At 71.9% G+C, this 22,749-nt stretch carries 18 protein-coding genes, 1 tRNA gene and 1 pseudogene; 18 read left to right on the top strand and 2 right to left on the bottom strand.

The features are described from left to right. The first annotated feature begins 57 nt into the window (after positions 1 to 57). From DA085_RS03940 to DA085_RS21915, 15 genes and pseudogenes are all read left to right on the top strand, one after another. Positions 58 to 2,106 carry an oxidoreductase gene (locus DA085_RS03940; protein WP_161958407.1) on the top strand — a complete coding sequence of 683 codons (2,049 nt, stop codon included), beginning with the start codon at positions 58 to 60 and terminating at the stop codon, positions 2,104 to 2,106. A 28-nt stretch (positions 2,107 to 2,134) separates the two neighbouring features. After that, positions 2,135 to 3,094: an ornithine cyclodeaminase family protein gene (locus tag DA085_RS03935; protein WP_161958406.1), complete on the top strand. Its 960-nt coding sequence runs from the start codon at positions 2,135 to 2,137 to the stop codon at positions 3,092 to 3,094. Then, entirely contained in the window at positions 3,091 to 4,323 is a 1,233-nt protein-coding gene (locus DA085_RS03930; protein ID WP_109471640.1) for a quaternary amine ABC transporter ATP-binding protein, read from the top strand. Before DA085_RS03935 ends, DA085_RS03930 begins: the two co-directional genes overlap by 4 nt. After that, positions 4,313 to 5,230 carry an ABC transporter permease gene (locus DA085_RS03925; protein ID WP_109471639.1) on the top strand — a complete coding sequence of 306 codons (918 nt, stop codon included), beginning with the start codon at positions 4,313 to 4,315 and terminating at the stop codon, positions 5,228 to 5,230. Before DA085_RS03930 ends, DA085_RS03925 begins: the two co-directional genes overlap by 11 nt. A 109-nt stretch (positions 5,231 to 5,339) precedes the next feature. Further along, a complete protein-coding gene (locus tag DA085_RS03920) occupies positions 5,340 to 6,227 on the top strand; it encodes a glycine betaine ABC transporter substrate-binding protein (RefSeq protein ID WP_161958405.1) in 888 nt (295 codons plus the stop codon). Position 6,228: 1 nt separating this feature from the next. Continuing rightward, the gene (locus DA085_RS03915) at positions 6,229 to 6,648 is read left to right on the top strand and encodes a cupin domain-containing protein (protein ID WP_109471637.1); all 420 of its coding nucleotides are present in this window, start codon (positions 6,229 to 6,231) and stop codon (positions 6,646 to 6,648) included. A gap of 4 nt (positions 6,649 to 6,652) precedes the next feature. Continuing rightward, on the top strand, positions 6,653 to 7,600 hold the full coding sequence (locus DA085_RS03910; protein WP_237565297.1) for a proline dehydrogenase family protein: 948 nt from the start codon (positions 6,653 to 6,655) through the stop codon (positions 7,598 to 7,600). Positions 7,601 to 7,636: 36 nt separating this feature from the next. Further along, a complete protein-coding gene (locus tag DA085_RS03905) occupies positions 7,637 to 8,650 on the top strand; it encodes a proline racemase family protein (RefSeq protein ID WP_109471636.1) in 1,014 nt (337 codons plus the stop codon). Positions 8,651 to 8,821: 171 nt separating this feature from the next. Next, positions 8,822 to 8,898: transfer RNA gene (locus tag DA085_RS03900), tRNA-Phe, on the top strand. Between the two features lie 160 nt (positions 8,899 to 9,058). After that, on the top strand, positions 9,059 to 10,237 hold the full coding sequence (locus tag DA085_RS03895) for a GmrSD restriction endonuclease domain-containing protein (protein WP_237565296.1): 1,179 nt from the start codon (positions 9,059 to 9,061) through the stop codon (positions 10,235 to 10,237). Positions 10,238 to 10,316: 79 nt separating this feature from the next. Next, a complete protein-coding gene (locus tag DA085_RS03890) occupies positions 10,317 to 11,243 on the top strand; it encodes an ABC transporter substrate-binding protein (RefSeq protein ID WP_109471635.1) in 927 nt (308 codons plus the stop codon). Next, positions 11,240 to 12,091 (top strand): amino acid ABC transporter permease, encoded by an 852-nt coding sequence (locus tag DA085_RS03885; RefSeq protein WP_109471634.1) that lies wholly within the window; start codon positions 11,240 to 11,242, stop codon positions 12,089 to 12,091. The genes DA085_RS03890 and DA085_RS03885 overlap by 4 nt, the downstream gene beginning before the upstream one ends. After that, positions 12,088 to 12,939, top strand: a complete 852-nt coding sequence (locus DA085_RS03880) for an amino acid ABC transporter ATP-binding protein (RefSeq protein WP_237565295.1) — start codon at positions 12,088 to 12,090, stop codon at positions 12,937 to 12,939. Before DA085_RS03885 ends, DA085_RS03880 begins: the two co-directional genes overlap by 4 nt. 60 nt (positions 12,940 to 12,999) lie before the next feature. Then, positions 13,000 to 13,473, top strand: coding sequence for an SRPBCC family protein (locus tag DA085_RS03875; RefSeq protein ID WP_109471633.1), 474 nt, complete (start codon positions 13,000 to 13,002; stop codon positions 13,471 to 13,473). Positions 13,474 to 13,596: 123 nt separating this feature from the next. Next, positions 13,597 to 14,589, top strand: a pseudogene (locus DA085_RS21915) (LuxR C-terminal-related transcriptional regulator); the annotation flags it as partial. Here the strand turns inward: DA085_RS21915 and DA085_RS03865 are convergent. After that, positions 14,570 to 15,772: a flavin-containing monooxygenase gene (locus DA085_RS03865; RefSeq protein WP_109471631.1), complete on the bottom strand. Its 1,203-nt coding sequence runs from the start codon at positions 15,770 to 15,772 to the stop codon at positions 14,570 to 14,572. The pseudogene DA085_RS21915 and the gene DA085_RS03865 sit on opposite strands and share 20 nt — an antisense overlap. A 239-nt stretch (positions 15,773 to 16,011) precedes the next feature. On the opposite strand from DA085_RS03865, the gene DA085_RS21115 reads away from it, so the two are divergent. Genes DA085_RS21115 through DA085_RS03855 form a run of 3 tightly spaced genes read left to right on the top strand, consistent with a single transcriptional unit; the run spans position 16,012 to position 20,798 of the window. Beyond that, on the top strand, positions 16,012 to 17,151 hold the full coding sequence (locus DA085_RS21115) for a DUF1611 domain-containing protein (protein WP_161958404.1): 1,140 nt from the start codon (positions 16,012 to 16,014) through the stop codon (positions 17,149 to 17,151). Further along, entirely contained in the window at positions 17,148 to 18,971 is a 1,824-nt protein-coding gene (locus tag DA085_RS03860) for an ABC transporter ATP-binding protein (protein WP_161958403.1), read from the top strand. The genes DA085_RS21115 and DA085_RS03860 overlap by 4 nt, the downstream gene beginning before the upstream one ends. Positions 18,972 to 19,019: 48 nt before the next feature. After that, on the top strand, positions 19,020 to 20,798 hold the full coding sequence (locus tag DA085_RS03855) for a glycoside hydrolase family 15 protein (protein ID WP_272914472.1): 1,779 nt from the start codon (positions 19,020 to 19,022) through the stop codon (positions 20,796 to 20,798). A gap of 101 nt (positions 20,799 to 20,899) precedes the next feature. Here the strand turns inward: DA085_RS03855 and DA085_RS03850 are convergent, their stop codons facing one another. Then, complete coding sequence (locus DA085_RS03850) at positions 20,900 to 22,609, bottom strand: MDR family MFS transporter (protein WP_109471629.1); 1,710 nt, start codon at positions 22,607 to 22,609, stop codon at positions 20,900 to 20,902. Between the last annotated feature and the right edge of the window lie 140 nt (positions 22,610 to 22,749).

Raw genomic sequence — 22,749 nt, 5'->3', positions numbered from 1 at the left:
TAGCCGGTAATCGATCACCGGTCACCGTTGACGTGGTCCCTTTGTGAGGAGGTAGCTGTGCCCGCACTGACGAGCCTGGACCCCCTGCTGCAGCCGCTCCGGATCAAGCACCTGGAGCTGCGCAACCGGGTGGTGAGCACGTCCCACGAACCGGCCTACGGCGAGAACGGGATGCCCAAGGAGCGGTACCGCCGCTACCACGTGGAGAAGGCGCGCGGTGGTGTCGGTCTCACGATGATCGGCGGCTCCGCCGTGGTCTCGGCGGACAGCCCGGCGTCCTTCGGGAACCTCCTGGCCTACCGTGACGAGATCGTCCCGTGGTTCCGCGCGCTCGCCGATGAGGTCCATGACGAGGGCGCCGCGGTCATGTGCCAGCTGACCCACCTGGGGTGGCGCACCAGCAACTACACCGGTGACTGGCTCCCTCTCGTCTCGGTGTCCAGCGGGCGCGAACCGGCCCACCGGAGCTTCACCAAGACGGCCGAGCCGTGGGACCTGGACCGGATCGTCGCGGACTACGCCGCCGCCGCCGAACGGTGCCGGGACGCGGGACTCGACGGGATCGAGCTGCAGCACTACGGGCACTTCCTGGACGGCTTCCTCTCCCCCGACCTCAACCACCGTGACGACGCGTGGAACGGCGACCTGTCCGCCCGCCTGGCCTTTCCCCGCAGGGTCATCCAGGCGGTGCGCGCCGCCGTCGGCAGCGAGTTCATCCTCGGGATCCGCATGTCCATGGAGGAGGACCGCCCCGGCGGGCTGGGCGGGGACGAGGCGCTGGCGGCGGCCCAGGCCTACGTCCAGGACGGCATCGACCTCGTGAGCACCGTCTACGGCACCATCGGCAGCGACCAGGCCCTGGCCCGCCTGATCCCCGGCATGGGGACACCGTCGGCCCCGTTCCTGGACCGCTCGGGCGAGGTCCGTCGCGCCCTCGGGGTCCCGGTCATGCACGCGGCCCGGATCCAGGACGTGTCGACGGCCCGGCACGCGCTCCGCGAGGGGCTGGTCGACCTCGTCGGGATGACCCGCCCCCAGCTGGCGGACCCCTACCTGGTCCACAAGGTGGCGACCGGTCAGGAGGACCGGATCCGGCCGTGCGTCGGGGCCTCCTACTGCCTGGACTCGATCTACCAGGCCGGGGACGCCAAGTGCATCCACAACCCGGCGACAGGGCGGGAGCTCTCCCTGCCGCACGAGATCACCCCCGGGTCCTCCCGACGCCGGGCCGTGGTCGTCGGCGGTGGGCCGGCGGGACTGGAGGCCGCTCGCGTCCTGGGTGCCCGCGGTCACCAGGTGACCCTGTTCGAGGCCAACGCCGCCCCCGGCGGACAGGTCGCCCTGGCCGCCACCTCACCGCGGCGCAGGGACCTGATGGGGATCATCGACTGGCGCGTCTCCGAGGCGAGACACGCAGGCGTGGACCTGCGTCTCAACACCTACGCGTCGCGCGAGGACATCCTCGCGGAGTCTCCCGACCTGGTCATCGTGGCCACCGGTGGAGTGCCCGACACCTCGTTCCTGACCGCTGGTGCCGACCTGGTGCTGGACACCTGGGACGTGATGAGCGGCGCGCTGCGGTCGCCCGGTCACGTGCTCGTGTACGACGACCACAACGGCTACCCGGCGATGGACGCGGTCGAGGCCCTGGTCCGGGCGGGTGCACGGGTTGACTTCGTGACCCCCGAGCGGATGCTCGCCGAGGACGTCGGCAGCATGAACTCCCCCGCCTACCTGTCCCTCTTCGCCGAGCACGACGTGCAGGTGACGCTCGCCTTCCAGCTGCGCGAGGTCCGGCGGGCGGCGGGCGGCGGCCTGGAGGCGGTCCTGTGGTCGGAGTATGCCGATCGCGAGGTCGTGCGCACGTATGACCAGGTGGTGGTCGAGCACGGCACGACCCCGGTCGACGAGCTCTACCACTCACTCCTCGCCGGCTCGCGCAACCTGGGAGAGGTCGACCAGGACGCTCTCCTGGCCGCCCGGCCCCAGTCGGTCACCCGCGACGAGACCGGCGCCTACCAACTGTTCCGCATCGGCGACGCGGTCGCCAGCCGCAACATCCACGCGGCCGTGCTCGATGCCCTCCGACTGTGCGCCCCCCTGTGATCCACCCCTACCCCGAGGACCTTCCCCGATGAGTCAACCGCTCCACCTGGTCACTGCCGAGACCTTCGAGGCCACTGTCGGTTACGGCGACGCCGTCACCGCCCTCGAAGCCGCGCTGCGGGACCCCTCCGTGACGGCCGAGTCGCCCCTGCGCACCAGCACCCCGTTCGGGAGCGACCACCTGCTCTACATGCCCGCGCGCGTCGCAGGCACCGTCGGGGTCAAGCTCCTCTCGGTGGGCGTGGACAACCCCGCGGCCGGCCTTCCCCGCATCCAGGGCCTCTACGTCCTCTTCGACGAGCGCACCATGGCCCCCGCCGTCGTGCTCGACGCCGTCAGCCTCACCAACTGCCGCACCGCGGCCCTGTCCGCGCTCGCAGTGAAGCACCTGGCGACGCCCGGGTCCGACACCCTCGCGGTGTTCGGGACCGGGCCGCAGGCCGCCGCCCACGCCCTGGCCATCCACGAGGTCCGACCCCTCCGCGAGGTGCGGGTGCTCGGCCGCTCGCCCGAGCGCGTCTCGCAGCTGGCCGAGGGTCTCGTCGCCAAGGGCCTGCCGGCCCGGCCCGGGAGCCTCCGGGACCTGGGCGACGCCGACATCGTCGCGTGCTGCACCTCGGCCTCGGAGCCGTTGTTCGACTCCCGGGACCTCCGGCCGGAGGCCACCGTGGTGGCGATGGGCTCGCACACGCCCACCGCCCGGGAGGTGGACAGCGCCCTGGTCGCCTCGGCGACGGTCGTCGTGGAGGACCGACAGGCCGCGATGGCCGAGGCCGGGGACCTCCTGCTCGCCGCGAAGGACGGCGTGGATCCTGCCCGGGCCATCGACGCGGACCTGACCGAGCTCGTGGCCGGGCTGCGACCAGCCGCCGGACGGCCCCGTCTGTTCAAGAGCGTCGGACAGGGCTGGAGCGACGTCGTCGTGGCCCGCCTGGTCGCGACCCGACTCGACCTGCTCCCCGACCCGATCCCCGGAGGCCAGTCATGACATATCCGAGCACCTCTGCCCCCCTCACCGGGTCCACGACGACCGCGACGGACCCCGCACCCGCCCCGCCGCTGGTCGTCGTGGAGAAGGTGACCAAGATCTATGAGGGGGACCGGACGGGCCGGCGCGGACGGAGCAGGGCCAAGCGCCCGGGGACCAGGGCCGTGGACGACCTCAACTTCACGGTCGCGCGGGGTGAGGTCTTCGTCATCATGGGCCTGTCCGGGTCCGGGAAGTCGACGATGCTCCGGATGCTCAACCGCCTCGTGGAACCGACCAGCGGGTCGATCCGGGTCGGCGGCCAGGAGATCACCAACGTGCCGGAGTCCGCGCTGCGCACCCTGCGCAACCAGACCGTCACGATGGTCTTCCAGCACTTTGCGCTCTTCCCCCATCGCACCGTCCTGGAGAACGCCGCCTACGGCCTCCAGGTCAGGGGCGTCGACCCGGACGAGCGTCGGCAGCGGGCCGCCTGGGCCCTGGAGAAGGTCGGGTTGGGACGCTGGGGGAGCTCCCGGCCCAGCGAGCTGTCCGGTGGGATGCGGCAGCGGGTCGGCCTGGCCAGGGCCCTGGCCACCGACGCCGACATCCTGCTGATGGACGAGCCGTTCAGCGCACTGGACCCCCTCATCCGGCGGGACATGCAGGACCTGCTCCTCGAGCTGCAGACGGACCTGCAGAAGACCATCGTCTTCGTCACCCACGACCTCAACGAGGCGATGCGCCTGGGCCACCGCATCATGGTGATGCGCGACGGACGAGCCGTCCAGGTCGGCAGCGCCGACGAGATCCTCAGCACCCCCGCCGACGACTACGTCGCCCAGTTCATCGCCGACGTCGACCGCTCCAGGGTCATCCGGGCAGGTGCCGCGATGCACCCGGCCGACCCGGTGGGACACCCGGACGAGGCCGCAGGGTCCTTGCTCACCCGCGTCGACGAGGCAGGGGTCGACGCTGCCTACGCCGTCGGCGACGACGGCCGGGTGGCCGGTGTGGTCACCCGCGAGGACCTCCTGGCTGCTGCCGGCGACGGTTCCCCGGTCCGGGACCTCATCACCCAGGACTACGAGGCCGTCGACAGACACACCGTGCTGATCGACCTGGTCCAACAGGTCGGCAGCCGACCTGTTCCGCTGGCCGTGCTCGACGCGGACGCACGCCTGCTCGGGGTGCTCACCCGAGGTGCCCTGCTCGACTCACTGACCGGAATGAGGAGCCATGCTTCCTGACCTACACATCGGCGAGGGGGCTGCCGCCACGGTCCGGTGGCTCCAGACCAACGCGACCGTGATCTTCGACGCCATCGCCTGGGTGATGACGGTCCTGATCGACACGGTGCTCTTCGTCCTCACCGCGCCGCACGCACTGGTCATCACGGTGGCCGCCACCGTCCTGGCGCTGTGGGCCCGGGGGATCGGCTTCGCGGTGTTCACCCTGCTGGGCATGCTCATCGTGGACTCCATGGGCCTGTGGGGAGCGACCATGGCGACCCTGGCCATCGTGATCGTGGCAGCGTTCCTCGCGGTCCTGGTCGGCGTGCCCACCGGGATCCTCGCTGCCCGCACCTACGCCGCCAGCGCGACCATCCGCCCGGTGCTGGACTTCATGCAGACCCTGCCGGTCTTCGTCTACCTGATCCCCGCCGTGTTCTTCTTCGGGATCGGTGTCGTCCCCGCCACCGTCGCCACCTTCATCTTCGCGATCCCCCCGGCCGTGCGCCTCACCGAGCTCGGGCTACGGCAGGTGGACCCGGAGATGGTCGAGGCCTCGCTGGCCTTCGGCGCCAACCGCAACCAGCTGCTCCGGCAGGTGCAGCTACCCCTGGCCGTCCCCTCGATCATGGCCGGTGTCAACCAGGTCATCATGATGGCGCTGTCCATGGTGGTCATCGCCGGCATGGTCGGCGCGGGAGGCCTCGGCGCGGTGGTGGTCGAGGGCATCAGCCGGCTGCAGGTCAGCACCGGCTTCGAGGGAGGGATCGGCGTCGTCTTCCTCGCCATCCTCCTGGACCGACTGACCAGCGCCTTCCCCCTCGACCGGCACAGCGACCCCGCGGACGGCGATGACGAGGACGAGGGGGACGACGACCAGGCGGCCGACCCCCCGACCGTCGTGGGCCAGGCCCCCGTCCACTGACGGCAGCACCGCCCACCCTGTCGCGGGCGCAGCCCCCCGAACGAGACACGACGACCGACCCCGACGCACGGCATACCCGATCCGAACCCACCCTGAAAGGGACCACACCATGAACCGTTCGACCCCCCTCCAGCGGCTGGCCGCCGTGGCGCTCTCCGGTGCCCTCCTGCTGACCGCCTGCAGCGGCGAGACCCAGTCCACGTCCGCCGGTGGCGACGAGGACAAGAACGTCAACATCGGCTACATCGCCTGGGACGAGAACATCGCCAACAGCTTCCTCTGGAAGGAGCTCCTCGAGCAGCAGGGCTACACGGTGACGTTGACCCAGCTGGAGGTCGCCGCGCTGTACTCCGGTGTCTCCCAGGGCCAGCTCGACATCTTCATGGCCGCGACCCCCCGGACGCACGAGGACTACTGGGCCGAGTTCGAGGACCAGTTCGAGGTGGTCGGCCAGTGGTACGACACCCTGATCCAGGGCGTGGCGGTCCCCGACTACGTCGACATGGACACGCTGGAGGACCTGGCGGCCAACCCGGAGGCGGTCGGCGGCCAGATCGTCGGCATCGAGCCGGGGACCGGCCTCATGCGCCAGCTCAAGGACAACGCGGTGAGCGACTACGGCCTGGACGGTCTGAAGATCCTCGACGGCAGCACGCCCGCCATGTTGGCCGCCCTCGACAAGGCGATCACGGAGGAGGAGCCGATCGCGGTCACCCTCTGGCAGCCGCACTGGGCCTTCAACAAGTACCCCGTGCAGCTCCTCGAGGACACGGAGGGCTCCTTCGGCGAGAACGACACCTACAAGGTGATCGCCTCCAAGGAGTTCAACGGCAACACCGAGGTCATCGACCAGCTGGCCCGCTTCCACATGGAGCCCGAGGAGCTGGAGTCCCTGGAGCTGACGATCACCGAGGCCGGCCAGGGCAAGGAGCAGGAGGCCGTCCGGGAGTGGATCGCCGACAACGAGGACGTCGTCAACGAGTGGACGGAGGGCTGAGATGAGCGAGCAGGACCAGCACAGCCCGGCAGACGAGCGCCTCCCCCAGGTCATCGACCCGGCTGACGTGCCGCTGACCCTCTACACCAGGCCGGACCGGCCGGGCCCGCAGGACCGCTACGAGCCCGGCGACGCGTTGATGCGCACCCTGATCGCCAACGACCGCTACGAGCTGGGCCAGTTCGAGTGCCTGCCCGGGGAGAGCTTCTGGGTGGACCTGCACGAGGACGCCGACGAGTTCCTCTATGTCATCTCCGGCGAGCTGACCATGCTGCTGCCCCGCCGCAGGGAGGCGATCGTGGTGCGGGAGGGGCAGTTCCTGCTGAACCCGGTCGGCACCCACCACCAGGCGATCAACCGCGGGCCCGGCATGCTCAAGGTGCTCTACTGCGCACCGCCCGGATCGATCATCGAGGCCTGACCAGGTGAACCTGTTGCGCAGGCCGATCCTGGCCCTCTCCGCCCTGCCCGGCGTGCGCCGGGCCCTCTCCGGGATGCCCGTCACCCGGAGGGTCGTCGAGCGATTCGTCGCCGGCGAACGCACCACCGACGCGGTCGCCGCGGTGAGCGCCCTGCGCGAGCGTGGGCTGCTGGCCACGGTCGACTTCCTGGGGGAGTACACCCAGGAGGAGGCCGTCGCCCGGGCGACGGCCGAGGAGTACCTCACCCTCCTGGGTGCCCTGGAGGAGGCCGGCGTCGCTCAGGGCACCGAGGTCTCCGTCAAGCTCTCGGCACTGGGGCTGTTCCTCGGCGGCACGGACCGGTCCTACGGGATGCAGCGGGTCACCGAGCACGTCCGCGGGATCGCCAAGAAGGCCGAGTCCCTCGGGGCACGGATGACGATCGACATGGAGGACCACACCACGGTCGACTCCACCCTGACCGTCCTCCACGCGCTCCGTGAGGAGTTCCCGGACACCGGGGTGGCGATCCAGAGCATGCTGCTGCGGACACCGGGCGACCTGGGCCGACTCGCCGACACCGGGTCCAGGGTGCGCCTGGTCAAGGGCGCCTACGACGAGCCACCGACGGTCGCCCACCGCACCCGGCCGGCCATCACGGCCGCCTACCTGCGGGACCTGCGGCTGCTGATGCACGGCCGGGGCTACCCGATGGTCGCCTCCCACGACCCGGAGGTCATCACCGCCGCCCTCGCGCTGGCTGAGGAGACCCGACGGGCTCCGGGCAGCTTCGAGTTCCAGTTCCTCTCCGGGATCCGGACCGACGAGCAGGGACGCCTGCGCGACCTCGGCCACACCGTGCGGGTCTACGTGCCCTACGGCACCGACTGGTACGGCTACTTCACCCGGAGGCTGGCCGAGAAGCCCGACAACCTCCGGTTCTTCCTGCGGGCCCTGGTCCAGCGCGCCTGACGCACTGACGACCCCGACCCCACGGAGGGCAGCCCCATGGAGCAGTACCACACCGAGGACTACCACACGGGCGGCGAGCCGTTCCGGATCATCAGCCACCTCGGGATCCCCCTGTCCGGGGCGAGCGTGGCCGAACGCCGGGTCAACGCCGCCTCGGACGAGGCGGTGGAGCGGGCCCGGCAGGTGCTCTGCTTCGAGCCACGGGGTCACGCGGACATGTACGGCGGGTTCATCACTCCGCCCGACGACGACGGAGCTGACTTCGGCGTGCTGTTCTGGCACAAGGACGGTTTCTCCACGGCCTGCGGACACGGCACCATCGCGCTCGGCGTGTGGGCGGTCGAGACCGGTCGGGTCCACGCACCTGACACGGGCGCCACGGACGTCGTCATCGACGTGCCCTCCGGCCGTGTCACCGCGCGCGTGCACACCGAGCAGGGACGGGTCGCTGCCGTCGACTTCGTCAACGTCCCGAGCTATCTGTTGGCCAGGGACGTGCCGGTCAGCACCTCTGTCGGGGACCTCGTGGTCGACGTCTCCTACAGCGGCGCCATCTACGCCCAGCTGGATGTCGGGGCACTGGGGCTGTCCGTGGACCCCGCCCACACGACCGCTCTCATCGCGCTCGGTCGGGAGGTCAAGTGGGCCCTCAACGACTCCCCGGTGGCCCGCCACCCCGTGGACGACCGCCTGAGCGGGATCTACGGCACCATCCTCCACGAGGACCTGCCGGCCGGTGAGGGCCACGCGCTGCACCAGCGCAACGTCACGATCTTCGCCGACGGCGAGCTGGACCGATCACCCTGCGGCTCGGGCACCGGCGCCAGGGTGGCCACCCTGGCCGCCGCGGGCCGGCTGACCGACTCCGACACCCTGTCTCACAGGTCCATCGTGGGCTCCGTGTTCACCGCACGGATCGTGGGGCGCACCGAGGTGTCCGGCCGCACGGCCGTGGTGCCGGAGGTGACCGGCATGGCCTACCGCACCGGGACGAGCACGTTCACGGTCGACCCGAGGGACCCGCTCGTGCCCGGCTTCGTGCTCCGCTGACCTGGCGTACCCGCCCGCGGCACGTCGGCTCTCCCGTGCGGACACCGCCGGCACGAGGCGGGCACGAGGCGGGCACGAGGCGGCACCTGGGTTTCGGGTATAGTGATCCCGCGCCGGAACGATCCGGCGTCTTGTGTGCGCAGGTCAGACGACTGTCTGGCGCGCAGACCCGGCCAGGTAGCTCAGTTGGTACGAGCGTCCGACTGAAAATCGGAAGGTCGGCGGTTCGACCCCGCCCCTGGCCACCACCCGAGAGCCGCAGGTCAGCAGCAGCGACCTGCGGCTCTGGTGTGTCCGGGGGCTAGCGGCGGCAACGAGGGCTGGGCTACGGTTCGCCCTTGAGGGGTCACTCCCTCCGGACCTGAGGACCGTGACCCCTCGGGCCGCGCCTGAGAGGGAGTCCCTGCCGTGCCTGCCTTCACCCCTGCCCGCCCTGCCCGAGCGACCAGGCGTCGCCCCCGACGATGGCTGTTCGGCCTGGCTGCCGTGGCTCTCCTCGGCTACGCCGTGGGCAATCTCGACAACACGGACCCGGTCGTCACTCCTGCAGACACCGTTGCCGTCGCGCCCACCGCGTCCGCCCCACCGGAGGCGCCCGCTCCCACGACCGAGCCCGCAGCCACGACCTCCGCGGCCCCGGCGTCGGAGGCCCCGGAGCCGTCCGCGAGCCCGACGACGCCGGCACCCACCAAGGAGCCCGCGGACGCCCCGGAGGTGGTCGAGGCGGAGCCGGCAGTCGTCGCCGCGCCGGGGACAGCGCTGGCGGTGCTCGCCGATCTCGAGGTGAAGGGCCGCGCCGCCACGACCGGTTACGACCGGGACCTGTTCCAGTACCGGTCCTACGACCTCGACCGGAACGGCTGCGACGTCCGCAACGACATCCTCCGCCGCGACCTCACCGACCTGGTGATCAAGCACGACACCCGCGGGTGCGTCGCCCTGTCCGGCACGTTGCACAGCCCCTACTCCGGCGAGACGATCGCCTTCGTCCGGGACAGCACCGGCGGGGCCATCGAGATCGACCACGTCGTCGCACTCTCCGATGCCTGGCAGAAGGGCGCCCAGGCCTGGGACGAGGACACCCTGCGCACCTTCGGGAACGACCCGTTGAACCTGCTCGCGGTCGAGGGCCGGCTGAACTCACAGAAGGGTGCCGGGGACACCGCGACCTGGCTGCCGCCGCACAAGCCCTACCGGTGCGCCTACGTGGCCCGCCAGGTCGCCGTGAAGCACGAGTACGGGCTCTGGGTCACCGAGGCGGAGCACGACGCGATGGAACGGATCCTGACCGACTGCCCCGACGAGCCCCTGCCGGAGGCAGAGTATGCCGAGCTGCGGCCCGAGCTGGCAGCCGCACCTCCCGCGCCCGCGCCGGAGCCCCAGCCGGAGCCGGTGGCTGCCCCGCCGGCGACCGCACCCGCCCCCGTCATGGACCCGGGCCCCGGGGACGGTGGCGGCGCCACGGACCAACGCCACAGGACGTGCAAGGCCGCCAAGGCCGCCGGGCTCGGCCCGTACTACCAGGGGAAGGACCCCGAGTACGACTGGTACCGGGACGCCGACAGCGACGGCATCGTCTGCGAGTAGGGGTCCGCCACGGACTACGCTTGCGTCCACGCCCGAGCCGACCGGGCGGCATACTCCTCCGCACCCCCTGGAGCACGACATGTCCCGCACCCGTCTCTCCCGCCTGGCCATCCTGTCGACCGCGGCCGTCCTGCTCGCCTCGTGCGGTGGTGAGGAGGAGCCGGAGCCCTCTGGGGACCCCACCGCCGACGAGCAGAGCACGGAGGCGGCCGCGGACGCAGAGAGCGACACCGCACCCGCGGTCGGCGACGCAGGGGCCTGCTCCCCCGACTCCCTCGAGACGCTGACCGCAGGCACCCTGACGTTCAGCACCTCCGAGCCGGCGTTCGAGCCGTGGATGGTGGACAACGACCCGGCCAGCGGGGAGGGGTTCGAGTCGGCCGTCGCGTATGCCGTGGCCGAGCAGCTCGGCTACGACGCCGACGCCGTGGAGTGGGTCCGCAACCCGTTCGAGGCGACCATCGCCCCGGGGCCGAAGAACTTTGACCTGGCGCTCAACCAGTTCTCGATCACCGACGAGCGCCGGCAGGCGGTCGACTTCACCTCCGGCTACTACGACGTGCGCCAGGCCGTGGTCTCCAAGGAGGGCGCCGGTGCCGCCGACGCCGCCAGCCTGGCCGACCTCACGGACAGCCTCCTCGGCGCCCAGGTGGGCACCACCAGCCTGACCTCCATCGAGGAGTCCATCGCCCCGAGCCAGGACCCGCTGATCTTCAACAGCAACGAGGAGGCCAAGCTGGCCCTCGACAACGGCCAGGTGGACGCGATCGTGGTCGACCTGCCGACGGCCTTCTACCTGACGGCCGTGGAGATCGAGGGCGGCGTCATCGTCGGCCAGCTCCCGCTGACGGGCGAGGCGGAGCAGCTCGGCTTCGTGCTGGACCTGGGCAGCCCGGTCACCGACTGCGCCACGCAGGCCGTCGACGCGCTGCGGGAGGACGGCACGCTGGAGGACCTGGCGACCGAGTGGCTCGCCGACGTCGCGGGAGCCCCCGAGCTGCAGTGAGCCCGGAGCAGCCGACCCCGCTGGAGCTCTCCCGCCGCCGGTTGCGGGCGGGCCGCTCGCGCCGGTCCACCCTCACCGCGCTGGTGAGCACGCTCGTCTTCGCGGCGGTGCTCTATCTCGGCGTCACCAACGCACCCGGGTGGCCGCGCACGCAGGCGACCTTCCTGAGCCCGCAGGTCGCGTGGGACTCCCTGCCCCGGATCCTCGAGGGCCTGTGGCTGAACATCCGCGTCCTCGCGGTCGCCGCCGTCTGCACCCTCGTGCTGGCACTCGTCCTGGCCGTCCTGCGGACCCTGCGCGGACCGGTCTGGCTGCCGCTCCGCCTGCTCGCGACCGGCTACGTCGACCTGTTCCGCGGCGTGCCCCTGATCGTGCTGCTCTACCTGGTCGGGTTCGGCGTGCCGGCCCTGCGGTTCACCGACTCGCGCATCAACCCGGTGATCCTCGGCACGGTGGCGCTGGTCCTCACCTATGCCGCGTACGTCTCCGAGGTCTTCCGCGCGGGCATCGACAGTGTCCACCCTAGCCAGCGGCTCGGCGCGCGCTCGCTCGGCCTGAGCTACGGCCAGTCGATGAAGCTGGTCGTGCTGCCGCAGGCCGTCCGTCGGGTCACCCCACCGCTCCTCAACGACTTCGTGGCGATGCAGAAGGACGTCGGCCTGATCTCCCTGCTCGGCCCCCTCGATGCGGTCCGGGCCGCCCAGATCGCCTCCCAGAGCAGCTTCAACTTCACCCCGTATGTGGTGGCGGCCCTGCTCTTCGTCCTGCTGTCGGTCCCCACCGCCCGCCTGGCCGACTGGGCGACGGCCCGGGCAGCGCAGCGCGAGCAGAGCGGGGCGGCCCTGTGATCGGCCGGCGGCGGGCCTCGACCGGTGACGGCGGCCGTATGCCGCTGGGCCCGGTCGCGCGCGACACCTCCCTCGATCTTCCCCCGGGTCCGCGGCGCAAGGAGGACGTCGTGCTGGACGTCCGTGGCCTGGTCAAGGCCTATGACGACGCCGTGGTGCTCAACGGGATCGACCTGACCGTGGCCGAGCACGAGGTGGTCACCCTCATCGGCTCCTCCGGCTCCGGGAAGTCGACGCTGTTGCGCTGCGCGGGGGTGCTCGAGCCGATCAGCGACGGGCAGATCCTGCTGGACGACCGGGACATCAGCGACCCGCGCATCGACGCCGACGCCGTCCGCGCCCGGTTCGGTGTGGTCTTCCAGGCCTACAACCTGTTCCCGCACATGACCGTGCTGGACAACGTGATGCTGGCCCCGCGCGTCGTCCACGGCGTGCCGCCGAAGGAGGCCAGGGCACGGGCGGAGGCGCTGCTGGCGCGGGTGGGCCTGGCCGACAAGGCAGGCGCCTACCCCGACCGGCTCTCGGGTGGTCAGCAGCAGCGGGCCGCGATCGCCCGGGCCATCGCCGTCGAGCCACGGGTGCTGCTGCTCGACGAGATCACCTCTGCCCTGGACCCCGAGCTGGTCGGTGAGGTGCTCGGCCTGGTGCGGGAGCTCGCCTCCGGGGGTGCCACGATCCTCATGGCCACCCACGAGATGGGTTTCGCCAAGCAGGTGGCCGACCACGTCGTCTTCCTCGACCAGGGTGTCGTCTGCGAGGAGGGCCCGCCCGCGCAGGTGCTGGGCGAGCCGACCCGGCCCCGCACCCAGGAGTTCCTGCGCCGCGTGATCGACGCCGGCCGGCTCTGACCGGAGGGTGGTGGCCCGACAGTCTTGCGGCTCACCCGCCGGACGAGGATGCTCGCTCGTATGAGGCCCATCGAGTTCGAGATCGAGCGCACGATCAGGGCCCCGATCGACCTGGTGTTCGCTCGCCTGGTCGACATCGACGGGCACAACGACTGGATGGCGGGCACCGGAAGCATGCTGAAGCACACCCGGCAGACGTCTCCGGGAGAGCCCCGCGTCGGGACGACCTTCGTGGACGAGACGACCCAGGGCACCACACCCGGGGAGATCGTCGAGCTGGAGGCGCCCCACACGATCGTCTTCCACTGGTGGGACAGGTCGCGGTCCGGGAGGCTCACGTTCGAAGGGTGGCCGAGCTACCACCTGGAGTCCTCCGGCGACAACGAGACCCTGGTCCGCCATCGCGGCAAGCTGGTGTCGTACGGCGTGTGGCGTCTGGGAACCCCCCTCTGGCGGCGGCTCGCCGTCAGGGAGCGCACCATCACGGTCGACGCCCTGAAGGCGTCCTTCGAGGAGGCTCCCCGCTCCACCTAGGTCCACCGACGGTGAGGCGCACCCTCGGACCCCTTCGAAAGACCAGCTCCCTGCGCTTCAGTGACGGCAGGAGCAACCCGGGCACTGGACGCGCGTGCCGGGGCGGGGAGACAATGGCGCATCATGCTGCCGCGCCGCAGCCCCGCAGACCGCCTGATCCCCACGGTGGCCGGGATGTGCGCGCGTGCACGGGACCCACTCGAGCTGTTCGAGCGCGTCGCCGGGGTGGTCCGCCGAGCGATTCCGTACTCCGCCGCCGGCTGGATCCTCATCGACCCCGACACGATGCTGATCACCGACGTCTATGCCGAGCACGTCGAGCCCTCGCTGCACCGTGAGCTGATCGCCTGCGAGCTCACGGAGGACGACGTCAACACGTTCTGGCAGCTGGCCCGGGACGGTGTGGCGGCCGCCGCCCTCAGCATCAGCACGGGTGGGGACCTGGCCAGGAGCGCCCGGTGGGCACAGCTCTACGGGCCCCGCGGCTACGGCGACGAGCTGCGGGCGGTGTTCGCCACCGGACGCGTCGTCTGGGGCCACGCCTGCCTCACCCGTCGTGCCGAGGACCCGCCCTTCACCCCGGCCGAGGTCGCCGTGGTTGCTGCGATCGCCCCGCACCTGGGCAACGGCATCCGCGCCGGCCATCTGCTCGGGGGCCTGACCGGCGGTGTGGCCGTGGACTCTCCCGCGCTCATCGTGCTGGACGACGACGGCACGGTCGTCTCACTCACCCCGCAGGCCCGCGAGTGGCTGGGCCCACCGGAGCAGGCGGACGCCGCCATCGTGCTCCACGAGGTGGCGCAGCAGGCCCGGTCCCTCGCGGACGGCGCACCCAGGGACGACGCCACGATCCACCCCGCGATGGCCCGGGCGCGCTCGCGCGCCGGTGACTGGCTGGTCATCCGCGGCGCCCGGCTGTCCGACGCCACCGCGGAGGGACGCCCGGGCACCACGGCCCTGGTGCTGGAGCCCGCCCGGCGCGGAGACCTGGCGCCGCTCCTGCTGAGCCTGCGCCAGCTCACCGACCGCGAGCGCGAGGTCACCCACCTGCTGCTGACAGGGGCGTCCACGAGCGCCATCGCCGAGCGACTGTGGATCAGCCCCGAGACGCTGCGCGGTCATGTGAAGTCGGTGTTCGCGAAGCTGGAGGTCTCCAGCCGCCCCGAGCTGGCTGCCCTGCTCTCCCACCAGCCGCGATCTCGCGCGCGACCGCCCGCGCCTGCCGCCCGACGAGCCCCGTGAGCCCGGGCCGGTAGGCGAAGCCGACGAAGCGCAGCCCCGGCAGCGACTCACCACCCGACCGGACCCTCGGCATACCCCGCTCCCCCAGGACGTCCAGGTGACCGACGAGCGGTCCCAGTCCGGTCGCGTAGCCGGTCGCGAGGATCACCACCGAGCAGTCCACCCGCCGTCCGTCCGCGAGTCGCACGCCGTCATGGTGCAGGCCGGTGACCTCTGGCTCGACAGTGAAAGCCCCCTCACGGAGCGCCTCGATGACCTCCTTGTCGACCACGGCCGTCCCGGCACCGCGTCGCCTGAGTCCGGTCATCGGCCCCTCCGTCGCCGGCGGCAGCCCGTATGCCGTGAGGTCGCCCACGAGGCGCCGCTGCAGTCCGGCGAACATCCGGTCGACCAGCGCGGGGGGCAGGCGCAGGAGGAGAGGCATCGGCAGGTCGGTGGGCGCACCGCCCATCTCTCGCAACAGGAGGTTGGGTGGCGTTCGGACGGCCAGGCGCACCTGCCCGGCCCCGCCGCGCGCCAGCTCGTGGGCGACCTCCAGACCGGTCGACCCGGCCCCGACGACCACGACGTCCCGCCCAGCGAACGGCTGCGGGTTGCGGTAGTCGCAGGCGTGCAGCACGGTTCCGGCGAAGTCGCTGTCCACCGCCCAGCCTGGCCGGACCGGGCTCTGGGCCACACCGGTCGCCACGATCACGTGCCGGGCACCGGCTGGGCCCGCGCTGGTCTGCAGGCGCCACCCGTCCCGGTCCTGGTCGACCCGGGTGACAGCGACCCCGGTGCGGACCGGGACCTGGTGCGCCTCGGCATACGACTGCAGGTAGGAGAGGTACTGGTCGCGCGTCGGGAACTGGCCCCACCGCCTGGGGAACGGGGACCCCGGCAAAGCCGAGTGCCGGCGGCTGGTGTTGAACCGCAGGCCGTCGTAGCGACCCACCCACGCCGTGGCCAGCGCCGGCCCGCGCTCCAGCACGGTCGCGCTGATGCCACGGCCTCGGAGCTCCGCCGCGCAGCTGAGGCCGGCCGGCCCGCTGCCGATGATGAGGACCTCGTCGTCCATGGTGCACCTGCTTCCCGGCCGTCCCTCGGCCCTGCACCCGAGCGTCCTCGCGCGGTGGCGCGCGCACCATCCCCCAGGTGGGGGGTCCTGAGGAGTCGTCCGCCCACCGTGCTTGAACAGTGCGTGAACTCGTGCTGAGAAAGTCCTCATCCGCTCCTCACCTGTGCCTCATCGGGCCTCTCTAGCGTGATTTCCCGAGCGGTGCAGACGGCATCGTCCCGACACACAAGGAGCCACCGATGATCACGTTCCCCACCCCGGTCGCCGAGACCGCTGCCGACGCAGCGGTGGCCGAGCTGGTCGCCCACACCAAGTGGGCCTACACGACCCGTCGCATCGACCTGGACCGTGCCGCCGGTCTGCTGACCGACCCGCACACCAGCCCGCGCGCCGGTGACGTCGTCATCGCGCGGGTCACCGAGATCGGCCAGCACAAGCGCCTCGAGCTGCAGACCGGACGCCGCGCGACGCTCTTCGTCGGTGACCACGTCGGCATCGTCTACGGCGCCCGCTACGCACCCGACCAGTTCCTGGCGCACCTGCCGTCCGACCTGACGACCTGCAACCTGGTCGCCGCGGGCGGGCTGGCAGGGCAGGTCGAGCTGGCCCACGCCACGATGGCCGACGCCACGTCGATCGAGCCGGTGGGCATCCTGACCGACGCCGGCGGGAACCGCCTCAACCTCCGGGACAGCGCCCTGCGCCCGGTGGCGCCGCTGAGCTCGCACCGCCCGCCGACGATCGCCGTGGTCGGCTCGTCCATGAACGCCGGCAAGACGACCACGATGGCCAGCCTGGTGAGGGGGCTCAAGGCCGCGGGCCTGACGGTGGGCGCCGCGAAGGTGACCGGCACCGGTGCTGGCGGGGACGTCTGGCTCCTCACCGACTCGGGGGCCGACCACGTCTACGACTTCACGCACGCCGGGGCCCCGTCCACCTTCGGGCTGGACCCCGCCGAGGTGCGCGGCATCTTCGAGACCCTCACCACCCAGCTCGCGGGGGACGGCACCGACGTCAACGTGATCGAGGTGGCCGACGGGCTCTTCCACGCCGAGACCGCTGCGCTGCTGCGCGACCCGTCCTTCCACCAGATCATCGACGGTGTCATCTTCGCCGCCCGGGACTCCCTCAGCGCGACCGCGGGCGTGCAGTGGCTGCGCGACGCGGGGCTGCCCCTCATGTCGGTCAGCGGCCTGATGACCGCCTCCCCCCTGTCCGTGGCGGAGTTCGACGGCACGTTCGACGTCCCGGTGGACGACACCCTCTCCCTGGCCGAGGCCGGGCGCGCCGCCGAGCTCCGGGACCGCGCGCTGGCGCTGCGCGGCGCCTGGGTGCCCGGCACCCTCGCCGCCGTCCCCCACGCAGAGGAGGCCGTGTGACCGCCGCTCCGCACACCGCCGACCCCTCCCCCACCTCGGTCGGCACCACCCTCGCGCAGGACGCACCCGCCGAGGGCCGACGCGGTCCGGATCCACATCGGCACAAGCACGCCGTCCCGGTCACGGAGGTCCCTGCGCCCACCCTCCCCGGCGCCGTCAGCCGGGACAGGACGGCCCGGTTCGTGGTGCTCATCGCCATCGGCGTGGGCCAGGCACTGGCCGCCATCGGCTTCGCGCTGCTCACCGAGCGCGGTTTCAACGCCCTCCTCGGCGGCGCGACCGGGCAGGCTCCCGTCGGCGGCGGGATCAGCATCCCGGTGCTCGCGGCAGGTCTGCTCGTCTGCGTCCTGCTCAGCGCCTGGCTGCGGGGGGCCGAGCGCACCTCGTCGGAGAAGCTCGGCCAGCACTACGTCACCGAGGTGCGTGCGCGGCTGTTCCGCCACCTCACCCGGGTCCCGGCGCGGGAGCTGGGCCGCCGGAACCGCGGCGACATGCTGATGAGGTTCGTCGGCGACCTGTCCGCCCTGCGCCTGTGGGTCGCCCGCGGGCTGGCCCGCCTGACCGTGGCGGGCGTGGCCATCGTGCTCGCCCTGGCCGCCCTCGCCGTCATGAACCTGGCCCTCGCGCTCTCCGTCGGCGCCGTGCTCCTCCTGGGGGGCCTGCTGACGACGGCCATCACGCCGTGGATGCTCCGGACCGCCCAGGTGTCGCGCCGTCGCCGGTCCCGGCTCACCGGCGAGGTCACCGAGCGGCTCACCCAGGTCGCGGTGCTCCAGGCCTCGGGGCAGGAGCACCGGGAGAGCAGGCGGGTCGGCCGGCACAGCGAGAAGGTCGCCGACGCGATGGTCGACCAGGCCCGCGCGTCCGGCGCCGCCCGCGCCATCGCGGAGGGCACCGCCGTGGCCGCCAGCGCCGCCGCCCTGCTCGTCGGTGGCCTGGAGGTCCTGGCCGGGCGGGCGACGCCCGGCACGATCGTCGCCGGCGTCAGCGTCGCCGGCCTCCTCGCCGGTTACCTGCGGGACCTCGGCCGCGTCGCCGAGTACGCCGCCCGCGCCAGGGTCGCCCGCGGCGCCGTCCGTCGCTTCCTGTCCATCCCGCCCCTGCCGGTGCTCCCCGACGCCCCGGACATCCAGATCGACTACGGCCTGGTCGACGTGCGCAACGTGAGCCTCGGTGACGCCCTGACGGACATCTCGGTGCGCGCCCTGCCCGGGCAGACCGTGGCCGTCGTCGGCCCGAACGGCGCCGGCAAGAGCACCCTCACCGCCGTGGTGGCCCGCCTCATCGACCCCGACGAGGGCAGCGTGCTCATCGACGGCCAGGACGTCAGCCAGCACTCGCTGCGGTCGGTCCGGCAGGCGGTGGGCATCTCCTCGCCGAGCCTGCCGCTGCTGTCCGGCAGCATGCGCCGCAACGTCACCTACCGGATGCCCCGGGTGGACCCGGACGAGCTCGACCGCGTGAGCCGCCTGTGCGGCCTGGACGAGCTGGCGGCGAGCCTCGCCGACGGGTGGAACACCAATGTCGGGCCCGGCGGCAGCAACCTGTCGGCCGGCCAGCAGGCCCGGATCAGCATCGCGCGGGCGGCGCTGGGCCGGCCCAGGCTGCTGGTGCTCGACGAGGCGGAGGCCCACCTGGACTCCGAGAACGCCCGCGTCGTGGACCGTGTCCTCGCCGACCACCGGGGCACGGCCCTGGTGGTGACGCACCGCGACGAGCTGATGGCCTCCACCGACGTGGTGTGGAGCCTGGAGGACGGCCGGCTGGTCGAGGTCGCCGAGCCTGCCCGGCCGGTTGCGCCCTCTCGGCCGAGCCGATAGGACGGACGGACGACGAGCCACCCGACCGGGCGGCGGGACGGAGGAGGCGTGGCGCTGGCGATCGAGGACTACGGGGTGATCGGCGACCTGCACACGATGGCCCTGGTGGGCAACGACGGCTCGATCGACTGGTTGTGCCTGCCCCGGTTCGACTCCGGGGCCTGCTTCGCCAGGCTGCTCGGCACCGACGACCACGGCTACTGGCGGATGGCGCCCGCCGGGGCCGAGCGGTGCACCCGGCGGCAGTACCGCGGTGACACGCTCATCCTGGAGACCGAGTGGGAGACGCCGGACGGCACGGTCCGCATCGTGGACCTCATGCCGGTCCGCGACCAGGCGGCCGACGTGGTGCGCCTGGTCGAGGGCGTCTCCGGCCGCGTGCGGATGCGCAGCGACCTGCGCCTGCGGTTCGACTACGGCCACATCGTGCCGTGGGTCAAGCACCGCGGCAGCCAGCTCTCTGCGATCGCCGGCCCCGACTCGGTGTGGCTGGACACCCCCGTCGAGGTCCACGGCCACGACCTGATGACGACGGCGGAGTTCGAGGTCTCCGCGGGCGACCGGGTCCCGTTCGTGCTGACCCACCACCCCAGCCACGAGCCCGAGCCGCCCCGTCGGGACGCCGAGCGGGTCCTCGTCCAGACCGAGGCGTTCTGGCAGGAGTGGATCTCCCACCTCGACTACCGGGGCGGGTGGGAGACGGCCGTCCGCCGTTCGCTGGTCACGTTGAAGGGCCTGACCTATGCCCCGTCGGGCGGGATCGTCGCGGCGGCGACCACGTCGCTGCCGGAGCACCTCGGCGGGTCACGAAACTGGGACTACCGCTACTGCTGGCTGCGCGATGCCACGTTCACCCTGCAGGCCCTGCTCGGCACCGGCTTCCGAGAGGAGGCCAACGCGTGGCGGGACTGGCTGCTGCGTGCGGTGGCGGGGGACCCGGCGGACCTGCAGATCATGTACGGCATCGACGGGCGGCGCCGGCTCCCGGAGTACGAGCTTGACTGGCTCCCCGGCTACGAGGGCTCACCACCGGTGCGGGTGGGCAACGGCGCGGCCGACCAGTTCCAGCTGGACGTCTGGGGCGAGGTGCTCGACATGCTGCACGTGGCCCGGGAGGCGGGCCTGTCGGCGGCTCCGGACGCCTGGGACCTGCAGCGGGAGATGCTCGACTTCCTCGAGGGCAACTGGCAGCAGCCGGACAAGTCCCTCTGGGAGATCCGTGGGCCGGACCGCCAGTTCGTGCACTCCAAGGTGATGGCCTGGGCGGGGATCGACTGTGCCGTCAAGGCCGTGGAGACCTTCGGGCTGGAGGGCCCCGTGGACCGGTGGAAGGGCCTGCGGCAGCAGATCCACCAGGAGGTGTGCGCCGAGGGGTTCGACTCCGACCGCGGCACCTTCACCCAGTTCTACGGCTCCCCGGGCCTGGATGCCGCCCTGCTGCTCATCCCGCAGGTCGGGTTCCTGCCCTGGGACGATCCCAGGGTGGTGGGCACCGTGGAGGCCGTCCAGCGCGAACTCACTGAGGGCGGCTACGTGCTCCGCTATCGCACCGAGCACGGCGTGGACGGCCTCCCCGGGCACGAGGGCGCGTTCCTGCTGTGCAGCTTCTGGCTGGCCGACGCGCTCGTCGGCATCGGGCGCGTCGACGAGGGGCGGGAGCACTTCGAGCGACTGCTCGCCCTGCGCAACGACCTGGGTCTGCTCGCCGAGGAGGTCGACCCCGCGTCCGGTCGCCACCTGGGCAACACGCCGCAGGCGTTCAGCCACGTCGGCCTGGTGAACACCGCACGGCACCTGAGCGGTGCGTCACCGACGCAGGCCCGCTGACCCGCAGGTCCCAGCCACCCCACGCCCCCCGAAGGGTGTCTTGGAGCCGGCTCCGCTTCGTGGAGCCGGCTGTGCCACGCTCCAAGAAGCACAGAGCGCTGTCAGTTGAGCTGCGGCTGGGTCTCGCGCTGATCGGGCTCGGGACCGTCACCGGTTCCTGCCTCGCGGCTCGCGAGCGCCACGTCCCCGGCGTCGGACCCATCGAACGCAGGTGCCTGGTCCTCGGTCACGGCCTCGCCGCGGGCGACCATCCCGGCGATGTCGGACAGGGCGATCTCTTTGAGCAACAGCGTGAGGAGGAAGCCCAGGCCCAGCAGCGGCACGAGATACCAGAAGGCCGGGGCGAGCGCATCGGCGTAGCCCTGCACGACGCCGGTGTGCAGCGGCTCGGGCAGCTCCTGGACGATGGCCGGCGTCAGGGACTCGGCTCCGGAACCGCCCTCGGGGGCCGGTCCCCTGCCGAGGACGCCCTCGAGGTTGGTCACGAGGCGGGAGGTGAAGATCGTGCTGAACAGCGCGATCCCGACGGCCGCCCCCATCTCGCGGAAGAAGTTGTTCGCGCTGGTCGCCGTGCCGAGCTCGTGCGGGTCGACGGCGTTCTGCACGGCGAGCACGATGGTCTGCATCACCAGGCCGAGGCCGGCACCGAGCACGAAGATCATCACGCCGAACAGCCAGAGCGGGGTGTCCGCGTCCAGCTGGGTCAGCCAGATCAGACCGAGCGTGGCGATGGCCATGCCGGTGATCGGGTAGCGGCGGTAGCGTCCGGACCGGGTGATCGCGAAGCCGGACCAGATCGCGGTGCCCATGACACCGACCATCATCGGGATCAGCAGCAGGCCGGACTCGGTCACGCCCACGCCGTGGGACATCTGCAGGAAGGTCGGGAGGAAGCCGAGGGCGGCGAACATGCCCATCCCGATGACCAGACCGATCGTGGTGGTCAGGGTGAAGGTGGGGTTCCGGAACAGGTGCAGCGGCAGCACGGGGTCGGCAGCACGCCGCTCGACGGGGATGAAGACCGCGATCGAGAGGAGGGTCAGCACGGCCAGTCCGAGCAGACGCCAGTCGGACCAGTCGTCACCGGCGCCGCCGCTGATGCTCTCCCAGCTGGTGATCAGCACGAGCGAGGAGGCGCCGACGACCAGCAGCGTGGACCCGGCGATGTCCAGCGGCTTGCCCGCCCGGTGGCTGGGGAGCTGCAGCGCCACCCAGGCGATGGCGATCGCCGCGATGCCGATCGGGATGTTGACCCAGAACGCCCAGCGCCAGCCGGGTCCCTCGGTGAACCAGCCGCCGAGAAGCGGCCCGGCGACGGCCGCGATGCCGAACAGGGCACCCATCGGACCCATGTACCTGCCTCGCTCCCGGGCCGGCACGATGTCGGCGATGATCGCCTGGGACAGGATCATCAGCCCACCGCCACCGAGGCCCTGGACCCCGCGCCAGAGCACCAGCTCGGTGAAGCTCCCGGCGAAGCCCGCGCCGGCGGAGGCCACCGTGAACAGGGTGATCGCGACCAGGAACGGCCACCGACGGCCGAACAGGTCACCGGCCTTGCCGTAGAGCGGCATGACGACAGCCACGGCCAGGATGTAGATCGTGATGATCCACCCCTGGTGCGCCACACCGTCGAGCTCCCCGACGATCGTGGGCATCGCGGTGCCGACGATCGACTGGTCCAGCGAGGACAGGAACATGCTCGCCATGAGGGCGCCGAAGATGAGCCACACCTTGCGTTGGGTGAGCACGATCGGAGCGCGGTCCGGCGCAACCGTTGACGGGTCCGTGTGGGGGGTCGACAAAGCCATGAGATCCCTCGTGGATGAAGTGAGATGTGGCGTGATCGCCAGCCGCACAACGTCGTCGGGCCGACTCCTGTTCCGGTCCCGGACCCTACTTAAGTATCGACTCAGGCAGCCCTCCGCGCGCGACCGGGCGCCGCGACCCC

Source organism: Ornithinimicrobium cavernae, assembly GCF_003121625.1.
GTDB classification, from domain to species: domain Bacteria; phylum Actinomycetota; class Actinomycetes; order Actinomycetales; family Dermatophilaceae; genus Ornithinicoccus; species Ornithinicoccus cavernae.
This window is presented reverse-complemented; position numbering and strand designations above follow the sequence as displayed.